This is a genomic window from Paraburkholderia tagetis (assembly GCF_022213065.1).
In the GTDB taxonomy this organism is placed as follows: Bacteria; Pseudomonadota; Gammaproteobacteria; order Burkholderiales; family Burkholderiaceae; genus Paraburkholderia; species Paraburkholderia tagetis.
This window is the reverse complement of sequence record NZ_JAKLJA010000047.1, coordinates 12,699-29,173: the sequence shown is the minus strand read 5'-3', so window position 1 is coordinate 29,173 and position 16,475 is coordinate 12,699. Positions and strand designations below refer to the sequence as shown.

The 16,475-nt window shown below is 65.0% G+C and carries 13 protein-coding genes; 1 reads left to right on the top strand and 12 read right to left on the bottom strand.

The genetic code is table 11. From position 1 onward, the window contains the following. Positions 1-176: 176 nt before the first annotated feature. The 8 genes from iolB to L5014_RS32525 all read right to left on the bottom strand — a co-directional run bounded on the left by iolB (position 177) and on the right by L5014_RS32525 (position 10,467). Complete coding sequence (iolB, locus tag L5014_RS32560) at positions 177-974, bottom strand: 5-deoxy-glucuronate isomerase (RefSeq protein WP_238467906.1); 798 nt, start codon at positions 972-974, stop codon at positions 177-179. Beyond that, the gene (iolE, locus tag L5014_RS32555; protein ID WP_238467905.1) at positions 971-1,930 is read right to left on the bottom strand and encodes a myo-inosose-2 dehydratase; all 960 of its coding nucleotides are present in this window, start codon (positions 1,928-1,930) and stop codon (positions 971-973) included. Before iolE ends, iolB begins: the two co-directional genes overlap by 4 nt. Beyond that, on the bottom strand, positions 1,927-3,840 hold the full coding sequence (gene iolD / locus L5014_RS32550; RefSeq protein ID WP_238467904.1) for a 3D-(3,5/4)-trihydroxycyclohexane-1,2-dione acylhydrolase (decyclizing): 1,914 nt from the start codon (positions 3,838-3,840) through the stop codon (positions 1,927-1,929). Before iolD ends, iolE begins: the two co-directional genes overlap by 4 nt. Continuing rightward, positions 3,837-5,801 (bottom strand): bifunctional 5-dehydro-2-deoxygluconokinase/5-dehydro-2-deoxyphosphogluconate aldolase, encoded by a 1,965-nt coding sequence (locus tag L5014_RS32545; protein WP_238467903.1) that lies wholly within the window; start codon positions 5,799-5,801, stop codon positions 3,837-3,839. Before L5014_RS32545 ends, iolD begins: the two co-directional genes overlap by 4 nt. A gap of 41 nt (positions 5,802-5,842) precedes the next feature. Then, positions 5,843-6,865, bottom strand: coding sequence for an ABC transporter permease (locus tag L5014_RS32540; RefSeq protein WP_238467902.1), 1,023 nt, complete (start codon positions 6,863-6,865; stop codon positions 5,843-5,845). A gap of 42 nt (positions 6,866-6,907) precedes the next feature. After that, positions 6,908-8,473 carry a sugar ABC transporter ATP-binding protein gene (locus L5014_RS32535; RefSeq protein ID WP_238467901.1) on the bottom strand — a complete coding sequence of 522 codons (1,566 nt, stop codon included), beginning with the start codon at positions 8,471-8,473 and terminating at the stop codon, positions 6,908-6,910. Positions 8,474-8,553: 80 nt separating this feature from the next. Further along, positions 8,554-9,474 carry a sugar ABC transporter substrate-binding protein gene (locus tag L5014_RS32530; protein WP_238467900.1) on the bottom strand — a complete coding sequence of 307 codons (921 nt, stop codon included), beginning with the start codon at positions 9,472-9,474 and terminating at the stop codon, positions 8,554-8,556. 147 nt (positions 9,475-9,621) lie between these two features. After that, positions 9,622-10,467: a TIM barrel protein gene (locus tag L5014_RS32525; RefSeq protein WP_238467899.1), complete on the bottom strand. Its 846-nt coding sequence runs from the start codon at positions 10,465-10,467 to the stop codon at positions 9,622-9,624. Between the two features lie 310 nt (positions 10,468-10,777). Here L5014_RS32525 and L5014_RS32520 point away from each other — a divergent pair, with 310 nt between their 5' ends. After that, a complete protein-coding gene (locus L5014_RS32520) occupies positions 10,778-11,842 on the top strand; it encodes a LacI family DNA-binding transcriptional regulator (RefSeq protein WP_238467898.1) in 1,065 nt (354 codons plus the stop codon). 6 nt (positions 11,843-11,848) lie between these two features. On the opposite strand, the gene L5014_RS32515 is transcribed toward L5014_RS32520, so the two are convergent. The 4 genes from L5014_RS32515 to L5014_RS32500 form a co-directional block, all read right to left on the bottom strand. Continuing rightward, positions 11,849-12,712, bottom strand: coding sequence for a sugar phosphate isomerase/epimerase family protein (locus tag L5014_RS32515; RefSeq protein ID WP_238467897.1), 864 nt, complete (start codon positions 12,710-12,712; stop codon positions 11,849-11,851). Positions 12,713-12,791: 79 nt separating this feature from the next. Next, positions 12,792-14,024: an NAD(P)/FAD-dependent oxidoreductase gene (locus L5014_RS32510; protein ID WP_238467896.1), complete on the bottom strand. Its 1,233-nt coding sequence runs from the start codon at positions 14,022-14,024 to the stop codon at positions 12,792-12,794. Between the two features lie 4 nt (positions 14,025-14,028). Next, the gene (locus L5014_RS32505) at positions 14,029-14,337 is read right to left on the bottom strand and encodes a MocE family 2Fe-2S type ferredoxin (protein WP_238467895.1); all 309 of its coding nucleotides are present in this window, start codon (positions 14,335-14,337) and stop codon (positions 14,029-14,031) included. A gap of 60 nt (positions 14,338-14,397) precedes the next feature. After that, on the bottom strand, positions 14,398-15,447 hold the full coding sequence (locus L5014_RS32500) for a fatty acid desaturase family protein (RefSeq protein ID WP_238467921.1): 1,050 nt from the start codon (positions 15,445-15,447) through the stop codon (positions 14,398-14,400). Positions 15,448-16,475: the final 1,028 nt, after the last annotated feature.

Sequence of the window (16,475 nt, the reverse complement as noted above, 5' to 3'; positions counted from 1 at the left end):
TGAGTTGTCCCCTCACGCGACGGACGGCGCATTCGTCGTCCGCAACGTGAGGGCGGTACGTTTCATTGCCTTTTTATTCGCATGACTAAATACATAAAGCTTGAATGCTCGACTGCGCTTGCTACTGATTACATCTTCGGACCGCGCTATTGCGGGTTACCGGACTGCTACCCCACTCACCTGCCCGCGAGCATCCACTCGTGGGCCGGATCGTTTTTGAAATGCCACACGCGCTTCGGTCCAGCCATCACGTTGAGGTAGTAGCCGTGGTAGCCGTGCGGCATCACCACCGGGTGATAGCCGCGCGGCACCATCACCATGTCGTGGTCCTCGACGGCCAGTGTCTCGTCGAGGTCGCGCGCGTCGGTGTAGACGCGCTGAAAGCCGAACCCTTGTGGCGGATCGATCCGGTGATAGTAGGTCTCTTCAAGAAAGCTCTCGACGGGAATGTCATCGGCATCGTGCTTGTGCGGCGGATAGCTCGACGAATGCCCGGCCGGCGTCAGCACCTCGACCACGAGCAGCGATTCCGCTGGCTCGGTTTGGGGGAGGATGTCGCACACGTAGCGCAGGTTCGCGCCGCTGCCCCGCGTCGAACGCGTCATCGTGCCCGGCTCGATCAGCCGTGCTTCCAGACGGCCTTGCGCCGGTGCGCTGGCGAGCCCGACCTCCGCGGCGTCGTGGGCCTCGATCGACACCGCCGTTCGAGGCGGCAAATAGACCGCATAAGGCGACTTCGGCTCGAACACACTGCGGCGCGCGCCGATCTCGCGCCACGCCTGCGCGGGCGTCGTGACGCTCACGACGCCCGTGAGCACAACCACGCAGATTTCCGTTTCGCCCGTGTCGAACGAGAGCGTGTCGCCGCGCGTGAAGCGGTGAGCCGCGAAACCCACATGGCGCCACTGCGCGCTTTCCGGCGTGACCTGGGCAATGAGCCGCCCGCTTCGGTTTCCCTTCACCAGCAGACTCATGCGGCCTCCGCGCGTGCCTGCACGCCCTCGACGAGCGCCTGCAGACGCCGGAATCCCGCTTGCGCAAACGGATAGCTCGGCGCGACGGCGGGGTCCTGCTCCGCCTCCACCACGAGCCAGCCGCGATACCCATGCCCGCGCAGTTGCTCGATCAGCGGCGCAAAATCGATCGCCCCATCGCCCGGCACAGTGAACGCGCCGTGGATGACCGCATCCAGGAAACTCCAGTCTCGGTTGCGTGCCGCCTCGACGATCTCTGCGCGCACGTCCTTGCAATGGACGTGGCAAACCCGCCCGATGTGCCGTGCCAGCAGCGCGGCCGGCGCCGCCGCGTCGAATCTCGAGCGGCTTGCGCCGAATGCGGCGTGACCGCTGTCGAACAACAGGCCGACGTCGTGCGAGGTCAACGCCATCAGCCGGTCGACGTCGTCGGGCGTTTCGACATAGGCGCCCATATGGTGGTGATAAGCGAGGCGCACGCCGCGCGAGAGCGTAAAGCGCGCAAGCGTATCAAGGCGCTTCGCATAGGCGCGCCATTGCTCGTCCGACGTGAAGCGCGGGCGCGCATACAACGGCACGCCACGATCGCCCTGAATCGAGCCCGATACTTCGCCGTACACCATCACCGTGGCCCCGCCTTGCGCGAGCAATTCCAGATGCGGGGCGACCACAGCGATTTCCTCGTCGGCCGATCGTTCGACGAGACGCCCTGAATACCAGCCCGAAACCAGCTCCAGCCCATGGCGCGACAGCACTTCGCGCAACACGCGTGGCTCGCGCGGAAACTTGTTGCCGAGCTCGAAGCCCTTGTAGCCAATCTCGCTGCCCTCGGTCAGTGCGACTTCAAGCGGCGTCTCCCCGCCGAGCGTCGGGAGGTCGTCGTTGAACCAGGAGATCGGATTGATGCCGATTTTCACGTCGAAACGGTGTACTGCGATGTCATGTGCGATCGTCATTGCGAGACCTTTTGCATCTGTTTGTTCCGTTCATAATCGGCACGCGCCGAGCGCACCGCTTCGCGTTCTGAAACCTCCGGCACCGCGACCTCCCACCAGCATCCGCCTTCCTTCGTGGTGCGCGCCGGGTCCGTGTCGATACAGACCACATAGGTGCGATCCGAGGCCCGTGCCCGCTGTATCGCTGCTTCGAATTCCTCAATATTTCTGGCATGCTCCGCGTGCGCACCCAGTGCGGCCGCATGAGCCGCGAAGTCGATCGGCGGTGCGCCAAGCGGGCCCTGCAGACAGTCTTCGAGCAGATTGTTGAACGGCGCGCCGCCACATGCCTGCTGAAGCCGGTTGATGCATCCGTAGCCACGGTTGTCGAGCACGACCACGATGAGCTTGCGGCCGAGCATGACGGAGGTGGCGATCTCGCTGTTCATCATCAGATAACTGCCGTCGCCCACCATCACGATCACCTCGCGATCGGGCCGCGCCATCTTCGCGCCCAGCCCGCCCGCGATTTCATAGCCCATGCACGAATAGCCGTATTCCACGTGGTAAGCGCCGGGATGGCCTGCGCGCCAGAGCTTGTGCAGCTCCGCGGGCAGTGTGCCGGCCGCGCACACGACGATGTCGTGCAACGGCGAATCCCCGCGCGAACGCTGCACGGCGCCGATGACTTCGGCGTCGTAAGGCAGTACGCCTTGCTCGAGCGTTTGCCTGCCCGTCAATTCCGCCACCGTCGCGCGCCAGCCGCGCGCCGCCATGCGTGCCTGCTCGCGCCACGCCTCGTCGCTTTGCCACGCGGCGTGCCCGCTTGCTTCGTATTGGCCGCCGCCCCCCAGTTCGCGGGAGAGCGCATTGAGCGCGAGCCGTGCGTCGGCGATCAGCTCGACGCCGCCGGCCTTGCCCGCGTCGAAGCCGTTCACGTTGATGGCAAGCGCCGCTGCCTGACCGAAGAGCGAGTGCGAGCCGGTGGTGAAATCCTGCAGGCGCGTGCCCACCGCGATCACGAGATCCGCTTCACGCGCCATCGTGTTGGCCGCGGGCGAGCCCGTCACGCCCACGGAACCCAGCTGCAAGGGATGGTCCCATGCGAGTGCGCCCTTGCCCGCCTGGGTTTCGCATACGGGCACGCCGTGCCGCTCGCAGAACGCGCGCAGCGCCGCGGACGCTTTGGCGTACAGCACGCCGCCGCCCGCGACCATCAACGGACGCCTCGCGGCGCGCACCGCCTCCGCGGCCGCGGCGAGCTGATCCTCGGCCGGTTGCAGTCTGCGCAGCGTGACGACCTTCGGCTCGAAGAACGCCAGCGGAAAATCGTATGCATGCGTCTGCACGTCTTGCGGCAGCGCGAGCGTAACGGGCCCGCACAGCTCGGGATCGGTCAGGACGCGAATCGCACGGGGGAGCGCGTTCAGCAACTGTGCCGGCGCGACGATCCGGTCGAAGTACCGCGACACGGGCTTCAGGCTATCGTTGGCCGAGATGCCCGCGTCGTGGGGGTCCTCGATCTGCTGCAGCACGGGGTCAGGCGCGCGCGACACGAAGGTGTCGCCGGGAAGCAGCAACACGGGCAAGCGGTTCACGTGCGCGAGCGCCGCCGCGGTGACCAGATTCGTCGCGCCGGGCCCGATCGACGTGGTGCACGCCATCATGCGCCGGCGCATGTGTGTCTTCGCGTAGGCGATGGCCGTGTGCGCCATCGCCTGCTCGTTGTGCGCGCGCCAGGTCGGCAGCGCGTCGCGATACTGATGCAGCGCCTCGCCGATACCGGCCACGTTGCCGTGCCCGAAGATCGCGAACACGCCGCCGAACAGCGGCTCGGGCGCGGAGCCCGGCGCCTCTTCGTCGGCAACGCGCAACGCGGCGAGATAGCGGACGAGCGCTTGCGCCACCGTGAGTCGAATCGTCTGGCTCATGCGGCACACTCCTCGCGTGCAGCCTCGGCCGCATTGCGGCGTGTCTTGCGCCAGACCTGGATCAGGTATTCGAAGTTTCTGCGCACGGCGCCAATCAGTGCAGCATCGTCGATCTCGCCGGCAAGCCATGCGCGCGCCGGCTCATGAAAGATCGTGCGGCCCACCGTAAAGCCCCGGCAGGTGCGGCTCGCGCTCGCCGCCTCGAAACCCGCGGCAAGCTGTTCGGCGGGCGCGTTCAGGCCCAGCAGCACCACGCCGCGGCAGTACGGGTCGCGCGCTTCGATCAATGCGTCCACCTCCTGCCACGCGGCGGCGCTCATCGGCTCGAGCTTCCACCAGTCGGGATAGATGCCGATGTTGTAGAGCCGCTTGAGCGCGCGCACCACCGTATCCGGCGCGCTGGCCCCGCGCCTGGGCGGAATCACTTCGAGCAGCAACTCATGGCCGCTCGCCTGGGTCGCCTCGTAGAGCGCGCGCAACTGGCTCTCCTGTTCGAGCCGCAGCGCCGGTGCGTCGTCCGGGTGATACTGGACGAGACACTTGACGATATGCTCCGCGGGCCAGCTAACCAGCGCCGAGCCAATCGAGCGCCCATGCTCGAACACCAGGGGGTTCGATCCCGGCAGCTCAACGGGGCGGCCCACCCACCAGCCACGCCCCGTGGCGGCGTTCAGTGCGTCTTGCCCGTAGCGGTCGTCGATCAGCACGGCCATCTTGCCCGTATGGCCGCCTTCGCTTTCGGTCTGCCCCACCGCCTGCACGAACAGTTGCTTGAGCGCTGCGATGCGTGACTGCGGCGCGCCACTGTGCTGCGCAAGTTCGAAGAGCTGATTGCGATGGTCGAACGCGAATCCGAGCACTTCGTCGCGTGGCTTGCGCGGCACGCTCACGCGGTGCAAGCGCTGCAGCGCCGCGTCCCGGTCAGGCCGTGCGAGGCTTGCCGCGTTGGCGAGGAAATAGTCAAGCTCGACAGGCGTGGGCATCGCGGGCGCACACGCGTGGCGCGAGACCACCAGGGCGCCGCACGCATTGGCATAGGCACAGCAGCGCGCGTAGTCTTCCTCGCGCAGCCAGCCTTTGAGGAAGCCGGAGAGAAACGCGTCGCCGGCGCCCAGCACATTCAGCACCTCGACCTGCACGCCGCGATAATGCGCGTCGCCGTCCAGATCCGCGGGGATGTCACTGTCGATCACGGTACAGCCGAGCGGCCCCCGCTTCACCACGAGCGTCGCGGCGCTCACCTCGCGCACGCGGCGCAGCGCGCCGAGCAAATCGTCCTCGCCGCCTGCAATGCGGAACTCCTCCTCCGTGCCCACGATCAGGTCGAACTCGGGCAGGATGCCGCGCAGGTGTGCACTGACACCGCCATCCGCAATGAAGCGCGTTTCACCGTCGCCCTTGCTGGCGAGGCCCCACAACACCGGCCGGTAGTCGATATCGAGCACGGTGCGCACATTGTTGCGCCGCGCGTAGCGCAACGCCGTCATGCTCGCGCGATGCACGCCCCCGGTCGAAAAATGCGTGCCCGTAATCAGCAGCGCCTTGCTCGACGCGATGAACGCTTCGTCGAAATCCGTCTCGTCGAGCGCCATGTCCGCGCAATTCTCGCGATGAAACACCAGCGGAAACGTGTCGCGATCTTTCAGGCCGAGCAGCACCAAAGCCGTGAGGCGCTCCATGTCGGCCTTTACATGGCTCACATCGCAGCCCTCGCGCTCGAGGGCTTCAACCAGGAAGCGGCCCATGTGGTCGTTGCCCACACGCGAGAGCATCGCGCTTTTCAGGCCGAGACGCGCGCAGCCGAATGCGATGTTGGCCGAGGAGCCGCCCAGGTAGCGCGCGAAGCTCGTGACGTCTTCGAGCCGTGCGCCCACTTGCTGTGCGTACAGGTCGACGGCGAGGCGGCCGAGACAGATGATGTCGAGCGGGCGTTGCGCAGCGAATGAAGTGTTTCGGTTCATGAAGATTGATGTCCGTAAGGGAATCGGTTGAGCATCCCGGTTCAGCGGGCGCGCCGCTTGCGGTATTGATCGGCGATCACGGCGGCAACGATGATTCCGCCTTTGACGATCTCCTGGATATACGAGTCGATGCCGAGGAAGATGAAGCCACTCGAGATCACGCCGAGGATCAGCGCACCGATCACCGTGCCGGTAATACGGCCCATGCCGCCCGCGAGGCTCGTGCCGCCGATCACCGCGGCCGCAATGGCGTCGAGCTCATACGAGAGGCCCATGCCCGACTGGCTGGTTTGTGCCCGCGCCGACACCACCACGCCCGCCAGCCCGCTCAGGAGCCCCGCGATCGCATAGACGGCAATCAGGTTGCGCCCCACGCTGATGCCCGAGACGCGCGCCGCCTGCACATTGCCGCCGATCGCATAGAGGCATTTCCCGAAGCGGGTGTAGCGCAGCACGATATGAAAGATCAGTGCGGCGGCAAGAAAGATCGCGACCGGGCGCGCGCCCGAGCCGATGGCCGAAAAGGCGTCGGTGAACATGCTGATCGGCTGGCCGTGGGTGTAGTAGCGGGCGAGGCCGCGAGCCGACACCATCATGCCGAGCGTGACGATGAAAGGCGGCACGTTCGAGCGCACGATCAGCGCGCCGTTCAGGAGTCCGCACAGGCTGCCCACCAGCGTGCCCGCCAACACCGGCACGAGCACGGGCAAATCGGCCACGCCGGGAAATACCGTCGCGCCGAAGCCGCCGGCCTGCGCGAAACTGCCCGCCACCATGGCCGACAAGGCCACGAGCGAGCCCGACGACAAATCGATCCCGCCCGCGATGATGACCATCGTCACGCCAACGGCAATGAGGCCGATCTCCGAGACCCGCAGGACCATGATTAGCAGTCCTTGCGGGTTGTACAGGAACGACTGCCCCCGCTCGATCCAGCCGATCGCCTCGAACACGAGCGCGATCGCGACGAGCACGACCAGAATGCTGGTCTCCTGGGGCAAGCGCCACTTGCGCGGCGCGCTGGCCGCCGCTTCGGCGGCGCCATTGATGGTTGATGCACTCATGTCCGTCTCCTTGCCGATGGTCGGCTTCAAATCTCTGGATGCTCAGATGTGCTCGCCCGAGGCGAGTGTCATGATGTTTTCCTGCGTTGCCAGCTCGCGAGGCAGGATGCCGCTCACCCTGCGCTCGTGCATGACCACGACGCGGTCGCTCATGCCGATGACCTCGGGCAGCTCCGAGGAAATCATGACGACCGCCACGCCGTTTCTGGCCAGTTGCGTGATGAGCGCGTGAATCTCGGACTTCGCGCCCACGTCCACGCCGCGCGTGGGTTCGTCGAGAATGAGGATCTTCGGCTGGTTGAGCAGCCACCGCGCGAGCAGCACCTTTTGCTGGTTGCCGCCGCTCAGGTTCTCAATGATCTGCGCGAGCCCCGGCGTCTTGACCTTCAGGCTCCGGCACAGCGCCTCGCATTCCTCGTTCACGCGCTGCTGCTTCACGAAGCCGAGCGCGCTATGGCGCTTGAGCGCGGTGATCTCCATGTTCTCGCCCACGGAGAGCTGCAAGAACAGACCCGTGCCCTTGCGGTCCTCGGTGAGGAACGCAACACCAGCGCGAATGGCGTCCGCGGGCGAGCGGATCGTCTTCGGCTTGCCTTCGAAAAGGATCTCGCCGCTGTGAGCCGGATAAACGCCGAAGATGGCTTCCATGACTTCGGTGCGCCCCGAGCCCATCAAGCCCGCCACGCCGAGAATCTCGCCATAGCGAACGTCGAAGCTCACGCCCGAGAACACGCCGCGCCGCCCCAGATCGCGCACGGCGAGCGCCACCTCGCCGATCGGCACCGTTTCCTTCGGGAACACCTGGGTGAGCTCGCGGCCGACCATGGCGGCGATCAGCGACTGCTTGTCGAAGCGGCTCGCCTCGCGCGTGACGATGTGATGCCCGTCCCGGAAGATCGAGATGTCGTCCGCGATCTGGAACACCTCGTCCATCTTGTGTGTGATGTAGATGATCGCCTTGCCGCGCGTCTTGAGCTCCGCGATGATGCGAAAGAGGTGCTCGACTTCCTTGTCCGTGATGGCCGAAGTCGGCTCGTCCATGATCAGCAGATCGGAGTCGAACGAGACGGCCTTCGCGATCTCCACCATCTGCCGATTCGCGATGCTGAGCCTGCCGAGCGGCGTTTGCGGATCGATCTCGATGCCGAGCTGCGCGAACAGCTCGCGCGTTTGCCGGTTCAGCGCGCCGTGATTCACGAGACCCAGCCGGCCGCGCGGCTCGCGGCGAATCCAGATGTTTTCGGCCACCGTCATTTCCGGCAGCAGATTGAGCTCCTGGTGAATCATCGCAATGCCGCGGTCGAGCGCGTCGCGCGGCGACTTCAATGCGATGGGCTCGCCCTTGAAATGCAGCGTGCCGCCGTCGGGCGTATACACGCCCGCGATGATCTTCATCATCGTGGACTTGCCGGCGCCGTTTTCGCCCATCAGGGCATGAACGCGCCCCGCCCGGATCTCGATGGACACGTCCTGGAGCGCGATGACGCCCGGAAACGCCTTGCGGACATGTCGCGCCGCCAGCAGCGGCGCGGCATGGCCGTGAAACACAGGGGGCAGCTCGCTGCGCCGCTCGGCCGGACGCGATGCGGTGAACGTCGAATCTTGCATGGTTACCCTCGCCTGACCTGGCAAATGAAGCGATGGAAGCAATCGGACGACTGGCGTCGTCCGCCGCGAAGCCGCGTGGATCAGCGGTTCACGAAGCCCTTGTAGTTCTCCGGCGTCACGAGCTGATAGGGAATCCAGGCCTCGCTTTGCACGCCCTTGTCGCCGCCTGCCAGCTTCGCGGCCATGTCCACGGCCGCCTTGCCCTGGCCCTTGCCGTCCTGAAACACGGTCACGGCGAGGTCGCCCCTGGACATCGCAAAGAGCGCGTCCTTCGTCGCATCCACGCCGCCCACCAGCACCGTCTTCGGCGAGACGCCGGCCTGGCGCATGGCGATCAGCGCGCCCAGCGCCATCTCGTCGTTATTGGCGGCGATGGCGTCGAACTTCTTGCCCGCGCTCAGCCACTGGCTCATCAGGTTGATGGCCTGGCTGCGATCGAAATTGGCGGTCTGCTCCGCAACGACATGAATGCCGGGGTTCTTCGCCACGATGTCCTTCACGCCGCGGGTACGGTCGCGCGTGGCGTCGGTCGAGAGCTCGCCGAGCATGAGCGCGATATTGCCGTGGCCATTGAGCTTCTTCGCGAGGTACTCCATTTGCAGATGGCCCGCCACGAGGCTATCGGAGCCCACGAAGTACGCGCCGTTGCCAAGCGGTTCGTCGGGCTTGCGGTTGACGTAGACGATGGGGATGCCGGCTTTGCGCGCGGCATCCGTCATGCGCTTCGTAGCCGAAGCATCGGCGGGGTTCACGATGATCGCGGCCACGTGCTGTGCCACGAACGCTTCGACCTGGCTCACCTGGCGGCCGACGTCGCCCTGCGCGTCTTCGAAGTCGAGGCTCACGTTCTTCGCCTTGCCTTCGGCCGCCATGGACTCGCGCACTGTCGTGAGGAAGTTGTCGTCGAAGTGCGCCATCGAAACGCCTATCGTCGTGCCTGCGTAAGCTGCAATGGGAAGGGCTGCCGCGAGCGCGAGCAGGGACCGGCCGAGGAAGTTCATGATTGTCTCCATCCATTTGTTTGCGGCTCTGTTTTTTGGGCGCACAGAGCCTTTCAAGCCGTGCGGTGCACGGTCTGCCACTGCTTCGTTGCGGCTTGTTTGCCGACTCGTTTGCCGGCGCGGCGCGTCCGCGTCCGTGGCCAGGTATCAGGCGGCCTGGCGCAGGCTCGCCGCTTCGAGGGCCTCGCCGATATAGGCCATGCTTGCGGCAAGGAGCGGCTCGATGTCGGCGGCTTCGGCAATTTCCTCGGCGAACGGCTCGAACGAGGCGTAGCCGCGATAGCCGCGCGCACGCAGCGTCGCGAGCTGGCGCACGTTGCCGAGCCGGTCGTCGCGGCCCACGAGCACGCGATGGCCGTCACGCATCTCGCTCACGGTCACCGCGCTCGCTTCGACGCCCGAGATGTGCACGAGGCCCGTGAGGTCGGGAAAGAAGATGTCTTCGCCAGACAGGTGATGATGGAACGTGTCGTGCACGAGCCTGAAATGGCGCTCGCCGGCGGCGTCGTAGATGCCCTTCACCGCATCGGACTTGCGGCGCAGCGCGCACTCCCCGAAGCCGAGCGTCTCGACGAGACCGAGCAGGCCGTGGTCGTCGAGGATCGGCTTGAGTTGCGCAAGCGCGTTGACCAGATCGGCGTGACACTCGCTCGCCGTGCGCTTGTCGAGCATCGAGTTGGTCGGGCACATCACGAGCGCCTTCGCGCCGCAACCCGCCGCGTACTTCGCGAGCGCCAGCGCCTCTTCGCGGCGCGTGGCGTCGAACTGCTCGAAGCGCTGCAACGCGTTGATCGAGAGAATCGTGAGACCCGCGCGCTCGCATGCCTCCTTGATCTGGCCGGGGGGCGTGCCGTCGGTGATCTCGACGCCAGGCAGGTCGTTGCGGATCTCGATGGCGTCGATACCCAGACGCTGGCACAGCGCCACATAGTCCGGGAACTTCAATTTCGGCGCGCTCATTCGGTTGAGGGAAAACTGCACTGCCTCGCTCATCGTTGTCTCCAGTGAATGCAAATCGAAAGTTTTATGCGTGGTCTCCCGACCACTTCTAGCCGTTTGATTACGTCCCGGTTCAGCATGACTTGGCTTTGCCGATGTGAGAAAGGTAAGTGACCCATTGACTCGCCTCAACGAAAAGATTGATGATTTTTCGTCAGCGCGAATGCGCGGGAAATCGCCCTTTCGTGGTGCAATTCAGGCAGCAACCGATGCTGCAATGCGAGAGCGCCAGTTGCGCATGCCTCGCGCATCAGGTCGATGAAAATGCGCGACAAAAAAGCACGGCAAAAATACGGAGACACCCATGGCCGCAGCACCCCCACCGCGCCGCAAACGCAGCGCGCGTTTCGTTGAAATTGCCGAAGCGGCGGGCGTCAGTCCCGCAACGGTCGATCGCGTGCTCAACGAGCGCGGCAGCGTCTCCGCGGCCATGCGCGAGCGCGTCGTGAAGGCAGCGCAGCAGCTCGGCGTGCCGCGCGTCTTGCCGCAAACCAGCCATAGCCTCGTGCATATCGACGTCTTGCTGCCGCAGAACAGCACGCCGTTCTTCCAGCGCCTGACACGCGGGCTCGAACGCTCGATGCAGATGCTCGACCGGCGCATCGTGCTACATCGCCAGTTCCTTCCTGAAGCCGACGACGACGTGATCACGCGCGCCATCCTCCGCCCGAACTACAAGCGCTCCGGGCTGATCGTCACGACGCACGACACGGCGCCTGTGCGCGACGCACTGCGCACGGTCATCGCGCAAGGCGAGCCCGTGGTCACGATGGTCACCGATATCCCGGAGGTCGAGCGCGTGCATTACGCCGGGATCGACAACGCCAATGCAGGGCGCACGGCGGGCTATTTCGTCGGGCGGCTCGCCACGCGGCCAGGCCGCGTCCTGCTGATCTGCTCGCGCAAGGACTATCGCGCGCATATCGAGCGTATCAGCGGCTGCCGCACGCAACTGGCCGAGGCGTTTCCCCATCTCGTCTGCGATGCGGATGCGGTTGAAACGCTCGACGACGTGGACCAGTGCCATCGCGCGGTGCTCAAGGAGCTCAAGCGCGGCGGCGTGGTGGGCATCTACAACAGCGGCTATGCGTCGGAGGGCATCGAGGCGGCGCTACGCAAGGTGGGGGCGGCGGGGAAAGTCGTGTGGGTGGGCCATGAGATGCTCGACCGGCATCGCGAGTACATCGAGCAGGGCACCATGGACATGGCAATCGACCAGGACCCGGACGGGCAAGTGATATCCGCATTGCAGCACGTGCTCAATGCGTGCGGCGTGGTGCAGACGCCCGCGCCGCTCGGGACCGTCGAGTTCCGGATATTCTGCTCGGCGAATGTGAGGCGTAACCCCTATCTTGCCGCCGGGCATTGAGCCCCGCTACGCCGTAGCGGGATCGCGCGCCGTTTGCGCTTCGATCTCGCGCCAGAGCTCGCGTATCCAGGCCTGCAGCTGCAGCGATTCGGCCCAACGGTCGGTGGTGTCGTTGCCATCCGCACCAATGATCGCGTAGGGCTGCGGGCCCAGCTCGCAGGTGAACGCGAGCGTATCGTTTTCGCCCGCCCGGCGCCGCCACGAGCGAAAGCCATAGCCCCACCAGCCGAGAAACAGATCCACCCACTTGCGGTGCGGTGCAAACGAGAGTTCGATCTGCACCTGCTCGCGGCTCGCCACGCGTCCATGAAACGCCCATGAATGGTCGAGTATGCGATGCATGAGCGCATGATTCTCGTCCGAGACGGGCCATGCGAACTCGCGCCCGACGAGAAAGTGCGAGATGTCGCCCAATAGCCTGAGATCGGGCCGCGCGTCGAGCAAATCGAGCGTGAAATACAGGTCCGTGGTCATGCGATCGCGATGCGTTTCGATGTAGACCGGAATCTCCACCTGCTCCGCAAGACGACGCCAGCCATCCAGCAATGCAAGCGCTTCGCGAACGGTTCGCGGCCGCACGTCGGGCTGGAGATCGACATGATGGAGGCCGAACTCGGTCGCGAGTTCGAGCACCGGCTGGAGGTCGTCCACGGTCTGTGGAAAACACTGGCCCTCGGCCGCCAGGCCGTACTCGCGCCGCAATTCGGCCAGACGCTTCACGTCCTCGCGGTTCGTGCAGTGTGCACTAACGCCGTCGAAGCCGGCTTGCGCGATCATGCGGACGTTCTCTTCGAGCGAGCGCTCGTAGCCATCGGTGTGTCGGCGCTCCATCGCCCAAAGCGACTGGAACACCAGTAGTCGTTGCGCCATCGTGTCTCCGTGTTGCCGCGTCGGCGCCTCGCCATTCGGGCGTCGTTCACGCGGCGGGATGTTTCGCGTTGCCCTGCTTTCAGAGCAGGCTTTTTAGCTTGACTTCGGGGTTCGCCAACTGCGCCCCGCCTATTGGTGCGCCGCGCTCGACCAGCATCCGCGCGAGGCGCATTTCTCTCGCGAGTGCGCTCGCGAGGCCAAAGCCGCTTGCACCAACCAGCCGCCCTTCCCCATCCTGATCAAAATGAATCTGGGCACCGCTGTCCAGCGTGCGCACGATCGAGCGGCTGCCCAACATGGGCTCGCCAGCGACCTGCAATTGATGGTCGTACTGATCAGACCAGAACCACGGCAATTCGCGGTAGGCATCGCGCGCGCCGAGCATGTTGCGCGCCGCCACCCTCGCCTGGGTTTCGGCGTTGTGCCAGGTCTCCTGACGGATGCGATGCGCGCCGAACCGGCTCGGAAACACCGCGACGTCGCCCGCTGCGTAAACGCCGCGCGCCGAAGTTTGAAGCGCTTCGTCCACGACAATCCCGCGCTCGACTTCGAGACCCGCTACACGCGCGAGCTCGTCTGCCGGCTCGATGCCGATGCCGACGATCACGCTATCCGCATTCAGGACCTCACCTGCTTCGAGTCTCACGGCGAGCGTGCCGTCGTCGCGTCGCTCGAAGCTGCGCGGCGCCGTATTCAGGCGAATCGTCACGCCATTGCGCGCGTGCAAGTCCTGCGCGCTCGCCGCAATCGCGGCCGGCACGGCACGCCCCATCAAGCGCGGGCCGCCCTCCACGACAGTGACTTCGCATCCGAGCGCGCGCGCCGAAGCGGTAACTTCGAGGCCGATAAAGCCGCCCCCCACCACCACTATGTGCGAGCGCGGCGTGAGCCGCTCGCCGATCGCCGCCGCGTCGTCCAGCGTGCGCAGGCATTGCACGCCCGGCTCGCTCGCACCCGGAATCGAAAGCCGCCGTACGTGTCCGCCGGTCGCGAGCAGCAGCGCTTCGTATTCGATGGTCCGGCCATCGCCCAAATGCAGCGTGCGCGCAGCAGGATCGAACGATTGCACGGTCGCCACCACGTGCTCGATATCGTCCTCGCGCCACGCCTCGGGCTCGCGCAGGCCACATTGCGCGGCAGCGCGCTCGCCCGTGAGCAGTCCTTTGGAAAGCGACGGCCGCTCATAAGGCAGATGACGCTCCGTGCCAATCAGCGCGATGCCGCCGCGCCAGCCCGTTTCGCGCAGCGTCTGCGCGGCGCGCCCGCCCACATGGCCCGCGCCGACGATCGCCATGACCCGTTGCGTAGTCATGATTTCAGATCTCGATCAGGATGCGTCCGGCCTCGACCTTCGCCGGATATGTCGTGAGCTTGTCGCAGACGGGCGCGCAGAGTGCGCGTCCATCGCGCACGTCAAAGCGGCCATTGTGCTTCGGGCATTCGATCGTGTGCCCCATCACGAGACCATCGCACAGGTGCACCTGTTCGTGCGTGCAAAGTCCGTCGCTCGCGTAGACGCCATCGTCCACACGGTAGATGGCGAAGGTGCGGCCTGCGTGGTCAAAACGCATGACATCCTCGTCTTCGATGTCGTCGAGCGCAGCCGCGTCGATCCATTGGGTCATGTCGTGTCTCCTTCAGTGATATCGATGTTCGTTGGCGTGCGGATCACGCACGATGTACGCTCAGGTTGTCTCGGGCACGGGCCGCGTCACATGCCATTGCGGGTCGCGCGTCTGGCGCACGAGCGCGGGAATGATCTCCGCGTATGCGGCCAGACTGCTCGGATACGAGGGCGGCATGTCGGCCTTGACGGTCTCATGCAGGCGCGGCAGCGCATGGAACGGCACCATCGGAAACATGTGATGCTCGATGTGATAGTTCATGTTCCAGTACAGGAAGCGAAACGCCGGATTCATCATCACCGTACGGCAGTTCTTGCGATGATCGAGCACGTTCTCCGGCAGGCCGGCGTGCTGCGTCAGCCCGAAGTAGAGATAGAGCCAGGCCCCGTAGAGGCTCGGCAGGCCGATATACAGTAGCGGCAGTACCGAGTGGAACACGAAACACGAGGCGATCACGGCCAGATAGACGATCAACGTCAGACGCGCCTCGCGCACCACCTTCGGCCACTCGGACTCGGGCACGAAGGACTTTTCTTCCGCACCGATGTTGCCGAGCGCCGCCAAAACGATCTTCGGCACTTCGCCCGCCACGTGCTTGATCGCGAAGATATTGAGCAGGAGTGCCATCCAGTCGGTTGGCCGGGGCGCGGCGATCTCGGGATCGCGGCCGACGACGAGCGTGTCGGTGTGGTGCCGCGCGTGCGACCAGCGCGTGACGGTCGGGCGGCGGAACACTTGGAACGAAGCGAGCTGATACACCACGCTGTTCATCCAGCGCGTCTTGAACGCCGTGCCGTGGCCGCACTCGTGCCAGCGCGAATCGGCCGGGCTGCAGTAGAGCGTGCCGTACAGGAAGAACGCGGAAATGGCCCACAGCGAATGGGCGCGCCATGCGAACCATGCGAGCACGCCGCTCGCGACGATCGCCGCGTACCAGATCAGCGTGTCGCGAATCGCGCGCGCGTCGCCGCGCTGCATCAGTGCTTTCATCGTGGGGCGCGGCACGGGGCACTTGTACCATTGTGCGTTGACGAGGCCCGCCGCGTATGCCTCCTCTCCGGCACCGCCAATGAGCCGGTAAGCCTGGCGCCCCGTTACAGCAGACGCCATGCGCGAGCGTGTTTGCGTGTTCGACACCTATGTCTCCTTGATCCGGTTCGCCGCGTCTGAAGGCGGCGTGATTATCGTTGGATCAAACATAAGCCCCGGGCCCCAGGCGCTCAACGGAAACGTTGATGATTTTTCGTCAATCTGGCGGGGCGGGAAGGGAAACGGCAACGCAGCGCGACGCGCCACCCTGCCGTGCCTGGGCGACCCGACGCTGCGTGGCTGCCGCGCCCTTGGCGCCGCGTTGCCATCAATCGAACTAGACGTGGAATCCCTTCACGTGCTTGCCCCTTATTCAAGGAGTAGACAAACATCGTCTGTTCACTGTTCCTGAGGTGGCCGCCCAGGGTGCGAAGACTCCAGAACAGCGTCTTGAATTCGCTCGCCGAGATGGATCGCTAGAACAGTTCGCGCTTGGCGACGCGCCGGCGCACGTTCGACTTGCGAGTTTCGCCTCGGGTGTCAATTAGGTTAAATGCAATGGACAGCCGGGTGACCAGAAATGATCGTGGCGTGGGATTGCGGAGTACGGATATGGGTGCAAAGGCAGCAACCGTGCGACACGCGATGCCGAGATACGCAGTGGTTATAACCTGCGCGAGCGCGAGTGTTACCCCAAAACGTGGCGCACAACAGAGCTATTATGATAAGTTTTCTAAGTAGGCTTTGCGCTCGATCGATCTGTTTGCCGGTTCACTCCCCCTCTCTACCAGACCGCCTCTCTGTGTTCGCACCAGCCTCCGCGCTACGGCACCCCCATCTCTCACACTCTGCGACCGAATCGGGACGACACGCCGATTGAGTCCGCACGAGTCGCAAGGCATGCGATCCGAAGACTCGCTCTTGCCACCTAGCTCGGCGGACGTTACCGTGTAACCGCTACAAGGTTCTATATGTAGTACTTATTATGTCGGAACACGGTGCAGCACAGGCTTTCGTTCGCGTCGAATATCGAGCCCGGTTGCGGCATCATCGAGTCTCGTCTGGCGCGTCTTGACTGGTCAGGCGGCTTTGCCAGGCGCAGGTTCCTT